Annotated in this window: 4 protein-coding genes; 1 reads left to right on the top strand and 3 read right to left on the bottom strand. The window is 63.9% G+C overall.

Annotation, left to right across the window (positions count from 1 at the left end):
* Window positions 1-742: 742 nt before the first annotated feature.
* A complete protein-coding gene (locus N4264_RS14270; protein WP_261697629.1) occupies window positions 743-3,211 on the bottom strand; it encodes a PEP/pyruvate-binding domain-containing protein in 2,469 nt (822 codons plus the stop codon).
* Between the two features lie 127 nt (window positions 3,212-3,338).
* Window positions 3,339-4,202 (bottom strand): ACP S-malonyltransferase, encoded by an 864-nt coding sequence (gene fabD, locus N4264_RS14265; protein WP_261692919.1) that lies wholly within the window; start codon window positions 4,200-4,202, stop codon window positions 3,339-3,341.
* Between the two features lie 1,324 nt (window positions 4,203-5,526).
* Between fabD and N4264_RS14260 the strand changes: the two genes are divergently transcribed.
* Complete coding sequence (locus N4264_RS14260; protein ID WP_261692918.1) at window positions 5,527-5,928, top strand: hypothetical protein; 402 nt, start codon at window positions 5,527-5,529, stop codon at window positions 5,926-5,928.
* A 27-nt stretch (window positions 5,929-5,955) separates the two neighbouring features.
* On the opposite strand, the gene N4264_RS14255 is transcribed toward N4264_RS14260, so the two are convergent.
* Entirely contained in the window at window positions 5,956-6,474 is a 519-nt protein-coding gene (locus N4264_RS14255; protein WP_261692917.1) for an O-acetyl-ADP-ribose deacetylase, read from the bottom strand.
* Window positions 6,475-6,483 lie beyond the last annotated feature (9 nt).

The following is a 6,483-nucleotide window of genomic DNA, read 5'->3' as shown; positions in this document are numbered from 1 at the left end:
CTTCACTTCCCTAACAATTGGTCCAGTAGTGGGCCAGGCTCACGACGGACGCGTGAGCAATCCGCACTACATGCTGCATTCCGGGCATCCAAAGCCCGTTTCCCCCGACGTCAGACCGCCAGCCACCCGGTTCTACGCGTTTTGACACGACCGCTGATCAACGCATCGCACGGCCGCACGCTCGCGTGCACCGCAGACCCGGGATGGCGTTGAGTGACTTATTCGGATTCAGTTCCGGCGAGTGCCTGTCCGGCTTCCTCCCCGTCAGCTCGTGGCGGAGCGCCTGGCGGGAGATGCGGACTCGCTGGATGCCGGCCGTTCGGCGAGATTGCGATGACCAAGTCTTCGTGACAGCAAGGTCTGGTCGCTGGCGGAGGTCGTTGGGCTTTCGCCCGACGCCGGCCTCTGTCGCCGACGGGGCTTCTACGCTGCGCCCTTCCCCTGTGTGACGAGGTTTTCCGCAGCACCTGGCATCGGGAAAATCCCCGTATACCGGAAACCTGATATCACACGAGCACGCATGCCGACCCCCTCACTTATTCGAATGCGTATGGACTGAGGCGACCTTGGCTGAGTCATCAACCCTTGTTCGCCAAACCCCGAGTATAGCGGCTACACCCCTCCTGCGCCTGCGCCCTTCCCGGGAGCGGCGTCAGTCCCGAGTGCGGCAACGCGATGCCCCCGGGAGCCCCGGAGGGCGCGCCCCCCGGCGAAACGACGCGAACCCCAGATCGAAGCGCATTCAGGAGCCCGGGGCCACACGCCTGACCAGGCCCTGGTTCGCGTCAACTTCCAGGTCATCGCCGCTCTTCAATGCCCCGAGAATCCCGGGGACATTCGCGACTGCCGGAATCCCCAGTTCGCGGGCAACAATTGCGCCGTGAGAGAGATAGCCTCCCGTTTCCATCACGATGGCGCTTGCCTTGAAAAAGGCCGGCGTCCATGAGGGATCGGTGGCGGGCGCCACGAGGACGGAACCGGCCGCCAGATTCAGTGCTTCGCCGGGGTGATGAGCAAGCACCGCGGCGCCTTTTGCAAAGCCACTGGCGACCACGACCCCCTGCCATTCCTCAGCGCCCGGCGTCGCGGTCCGCGCGGCAGGGCGGCTCGCAGACAGCGAACCACCGGATTCCAGAATGACGTCGGGCGCGTCGGCGGCCGCAAATGCAGCGAATTGACGACGACGCAGGCGAACGCGCTGCATGGCGTGTTGCGCGGCCAGTCGCCCCTCTGCCAGCGCCTGCAACTCCATCCAGGTGAGGTGGAACACGTCATTTGCCGACTCCAGATGCCCGGCAGCGACGCACTGGTCAGCCAGCGCCGTGACAATCCGCCGCATGACACCCAACTGGGCCGTCAATGCGCTGCGCGCGCCCTCACGCATGTTGCGTTCGGCGATTGCCATTTTCACCAGCCATGGAACAAGCGGCCGGTCCCAGATCGGCAATTGCGCGAGAACGCGCTCCCGCGCCGCGTTGCCGTTGGAGACCGATTCGCGACCGGGTTCAACACCACCGTCGATCAAGGAAGCGACAGCATCCAGGATGAAGCCGGGATCCTCCCGCCATCGCGGATGCTGGAGGTAGCTTTCGTAGACAGCACGGTGGCCATATCGCTGCAAGAATGCTTCGAGGCCATGACCAAACGCGCTATCGCGACCCAGCCGTTGACGCCATTCCCGTCCGTCGCGCTGCGGCGACTGCAGCCACGCAAGCGCAACAGGATCTGCGGCGGCGATCTGCGCCAACTGTACGAGCGCATGCCCCTGCGCCGCCGTCACACTGGGTTCGCCACCGCTCATGAGCGAGGCAGCGCGGGCGCCGCCTTCTCCCGGGAAGTGTCCTTCCAGCAAGTCGAGCAGTACCAGCATCGCGCTGCCGGCCGCTTGCAACAGCAGGAGATCGTCGTTGGTGCGCGTGGCCATGACGCGTGCACGCAGCCGCTCCGCGAGTTCGCGAGGGTTGCCGGGCAAGGGTTGTTCAAGGTGGTTCGCCGCCGCCTGGTGAGCGGCCGCGAGTATGGCCCTTGCCTGGAGCCGCGGACGCACACAGGCCTGCAGGAAGCGCATGCCGTGCCACGCACGCCGCACCCGGTCGCCAAGCGTGGGCTCTGGAACCGTGATCTCCGGCTGATGTCCGCCCAGCAGGCGGTTGTATACCTTCGGCGGCACGCCAAAGCCGTCGAACGACTCCCATTGGAGTATCGAGGTCTCGAAATAGACACGGCCGTGATGCGTGGCGGTCCGCTGCACGCCCGGGAGCGTCGCATATCCGGCACGCGCGGCGCTCCGGGTCAGCATATGGTTGATCAGCGGCAGCGACACGCTGCGGTCCAGCGCCGGAAGCGGATCCGGCACGACATCGCGGGAATTGCCGCGGGACCAGACCGTGGGCTGAGTCTTGAGCGCCGCATACGTCTGCCGGTTGCGCACCGTGATCGGCCTGGCCTGCACGATCCAGAACCTTTCCCCGTCCCAAACCCATTCCACGTCGTAAAACGGCCTGGAGTAGTCCAGTGTCGTCGCCAGCTCGCGGACAAGCTCGCCAAGCTCGATCGCCTGCGCCGCACTCAATGCAGCACGGGAAACAAGATGATCGGGCGTATCCGCCAGTTCGGTGCCCCCGCCAGCGCGGGGCACGGTCATCCGGGCTTTCGACCCGCAGGTCTGACCCACCAGCGAGAGATTTTCCTGCGGGTAGCCCACCTGGAGCCGGTACTCGTCGGCTTCGGCGAGCCCGCCGACCAGACTGTCGCCCAGCCCCCAATTCGCATGAATGATGAGCTGATCTTCGCGTCCGGCGACGGGATCGCAGGTAAAGGCCACGCCCGACGCTACCGGCGCCAGCATCGGCATCACGATGATTGCCATCCGCGCCGTTTCGTCGGACAGTCCGAACCGCTCGCGATACGCCGCAGCGGCCGGGCTCCAGTACGAATCCAGGACCGCTTGCACAGCGTGCACCAGGTCGGGCATTCCGCGCACATGGAGGTGGGTTTTATAGACGCCCGCAAACGAAGTGCGCGTCGAATCTTCGCTCGCCGCGGACGATCGGACCGCAAGCGGCACGTCGTTCCAGCCGCGCACGTCCAACGCATCGACCAGCGAGGCGACCAGCGCCTCATTCAACACTTCGCCGCGATGGCGTCCGGCCAACGCGGCAGAGTCGACGACAAAGCCCGGCGGCACGGGAATGCCGAACTCGGACAGCATGCCAAGGTGCCAGCCTTTGCCCCCGGCATGCGCGGCGCCGGCGGCAGCAGCGGCTGCCCAATCAAGTATCACGCTCATTGCGGCCTCGCGCTGAGGAAACGTCCAGGTTGTACGGCAATGCTCCTTGCTAGCGGGCGGGATCCTGCTGGATCTGCTGCACCAGTCGGGTCAATACCTTTCCAGGGCCGACTTCACGGATATCCGTCACGCCCTGGGCGAGCAACCAGCGGATGCTCCGCGTCCATTCGACCGACTGGGTGATCTGCCGCACCAACAGCGATTTGATCGACTCGCTATCGGCCGGGTACGGCTCCGCGGTGACGTTCGAAATAACCGGTATCCGCGGCGGCGCGAAGGAGAACGGACGCAGAAATTCCTCGAACTGATCAGCGAACTCGCGCATGTAGCGCGAATGAAACGCCGCGCTGACCGGCAACGGCATATACATGCGCGCCCCCGCCTGCTCGAGCAGCTGGCCGGCGCGGGCGATTTCGGCAACCGGGCCGGAAATCACGGTCTGCACCGGAGAATTGAAGTTGGCAACGTCGACGCCAGCCAGTCCGCTGTCGCGCACGACCGCCGCAATCGTGTCGCGATCCAGCCCGATGACCGCGCCCATTCCCCCGTCCTTGGCCTGTGCCATCAGCTCGCCGCGCATCTTGACCAGGCGCAGGCCGGTCATGAAGTCGAATACGCCGGCGGCACACAGGGCATTGTATTCACCAAGGCTGTGGCCGGCGACATGGGTAGGCCGGGCGCCGTCGACGACGGCCTTGAACACATGCAGGGAATTGACGACGTAGAGACTCGGCTGCGTGTACTGTGTCTCCTTGAGACGATTTTCCGGATCGTCCAGGCACAGTCTCCGCAACGAATAGCCCAGCAGCGCATCGACATCGCGCTCGACTGCACAGTATTCCTTGAGGTCAAAGAGCTCTCCGCCCATCCCTCGCGCCTGCGATCCTTGGCCAGGAAATACGAACGCCGTCATCAAAATGCCCCCCTGCGATTTGCCAGCCGGCAACATTAGTCGCCGCGCCCGGAAATTTAAAGTGAAAATTGGCTGTTGCCCTCGCCTCGGCAACCCGCTGAGCCGCGCCTTTCGGGCGAATAGCAAACCTGGATTGCGCGTCCTCGCCCGGATGAATGGGCTTGCGCACAGGACATCTGCCAAGGGCACCAGCTGGAGTGTCCGAGAGCCGGTGAATCTGCAGCCAGCCGCGCGAACATCCGGCCAGAAACCATAAATACATTCAAAAACAAGATATTAAGCGCGCGAAAAAATCCGGCAGTTCCACCCCATTTTCCGCAAAGCACATCGCCTGGCTTTCAGCAGTCCAGGCCGAATAAACTCCCGGCCGGGAATTTTCCCAGCGATCCCGCCGATTTTCACCGCCTTATATCGATTCAGCCTGTTCCGGGGCCGCGATAGAGCCCCGCTTGCCACCGTGGACACGGGATCCGATAGCAGGCGTTCTCCAAGCCCACTGCCGCGCATCGACACGGCACTTCCCTGGTGGCTTCTGCGCCGGAACTCACACCGCTACACCCCGAGCAGCACGCAGCATTGTGCAGACGCGCCTCGAACAAACGCGTAGCGGATGCGACGGCGCTGTTCGATTCCGCCCTGGATGCGGGCCAGAAATTGCGACCGGGCTGATCGCCCCGGATGGCACCACGGCCCTGCGGTGGGATCGCCACGATGCGCCGGACAACTATCTGGACTGGCAGTGAGTCAATCGGCTGGGCGGTAACCTGGCATCGTCTGGACAGTTCGCCTACGCACGACGGATACGACGCAGCAGATCTTGCTCATGCACGCGACGCTGTCGATCGGGCGCTATTTCGCTGGAATCCGCAGCCCGCTGCCCACCCGGCAGCGGGCTGTTTGTCCGCCATGAGGCGTCTACGAGTCATCGGTCGACGCGACCGAAGTTGATCTGGTCGTGTACAACCTCGATCGCGCTGGAACGCGAATACACAAGCCCCGTGTCACTGAAATCCGTTGCGGAAAATGGTGTCGGCGTCGTAGGGCAACTTCGCAATACTCGTCCGGGAGGACTCGCCGAAGTGCATTGTCGAACCGGCGAGGTAGATGCCGCCTCACGGCAGAAGCAAGCAAAGGTGCACCTTTATTACTAAATCTGACACGCGGGCTAGAACGCGGATCCGTCTGACCCGCCGACGGTACTCGCCCCCACGTTTGCCAGCACTCAACGTCAACGCGACGTCCCCACGCGCGTTAGCCAATGACCCGGTACCACCGCAACGTTGAAATGAAACACAAGAACTGCCGAACTTCTCGGCGTATCGCCGTGCGACGACGGAACAGACCTGTCGCGGAGCGTGTCGCACTGCGCAGCAGTACCAGGCGTGCCCTGCAGGCCATTCTGTGGATCGCCGGCACCGCCGTCGGGCTTGGTCTATATGCCGCTTGGCTATCGTTGAGTGAAGGCCGTTCGCAATCGACACTGCTGCCACTGGCGATCAGTTTCGGGTGCGTCGGCATGCTGCTCGGCGCCATCTATGCATTCGATTCGGAGGCTAGCGTCAGCGTCGGAAACAACACGATGCTTCGCGTCGGGCTGAGCGCCCTTGCCGGGCTCATTCTTGCGCTCTTCTGGCGGTGGACCGCCGAAGGCATCGTCTCATCGGTGGTGGTGTTTGCAGGCCTGGGCTACGTCGGCATGCGCTGGGCCAGATACGTGGACTTTTAGCGCCGCCATGCCGCGCCTGCCCTCGGACTAGGACGCGCTATCGCCCAGCATGCGCTCATACACCGATAGATCAGCGGCAGTGAAACAGCAGAAGACGATCTCCGGGACACTGCCGAGTGTTGGCAACGCCGTGCGAATGGTGTCCACCGCGACAGCCGCTGCCAACGCAATGGGGTAACCGAATATGCCTGTGCTGATGCTGGGAAACGCGACCGATACCAGTTCGTGCTTGACCGCCAGCGCCAGGGATTGCCGGTAGCACGATGCGAGCAAGGCAGGCTCGCCGCTCGTGCCACCGCGCCATACGGGGCCTACCGTGTGAATGATGTACCGTGCCGGCAGCCGATAGCCTTTGGTGATCTTCGCCTCGCCCGTCTTGCAGCCGCCGAGCAGCCGGCATTCGTGCACCAGCTCAGGGCCTGCTGCCCGGTGAATCGCACCATCCACCCCGCCTCCGCCCAGTAGCGACGAATTGGCGGCGTTGACAATGGCGTCGACGCGCAGCGAGGCGATGTTCGCCTGGACGGCGTGGACAAGCGGCTTCATGCCGGTGCG

This window comes from Tahibacter amnicola (assembly GCF_025398735.1).
GTDB classification, from domain to species: Bacteria; Pseudomonadota; Gammaproteobacteria; order Xanthomonadales; family Rhodanobacteraceae; genus Tahibacter; species Tahibacter amnicola.
This window is presented reverse-complemented; position numbering and strand designations above follow the sequence as displayed.

What these genes read in the sequence shown, in the direction of transcription:
- N4264_RS14270 (WP_261697629.1), bottom strand. Translation starts at nt 3,211, where the DNA reads ATGCTGTCCGAGTTCGGCATTCCCGTGCCGCCGGGCTTTGTCGTCGAC.
- fabD (WP_261692919.1), bottom strand. Translation starts at nt 4,202, where the DNA reads ATGACGGCGTTCGTATTTCCTGGCCAAGGATCGCAGGCGCGAGGGATG.
- N4264_RS14255 (WP_261692917.1), bottom strand. Translation starts at nt 6,474, where the DNA reads ATGAAGCCGCTTGTCCACGCCGTCCAGGCGAACATCGCCTCGCTGCGC.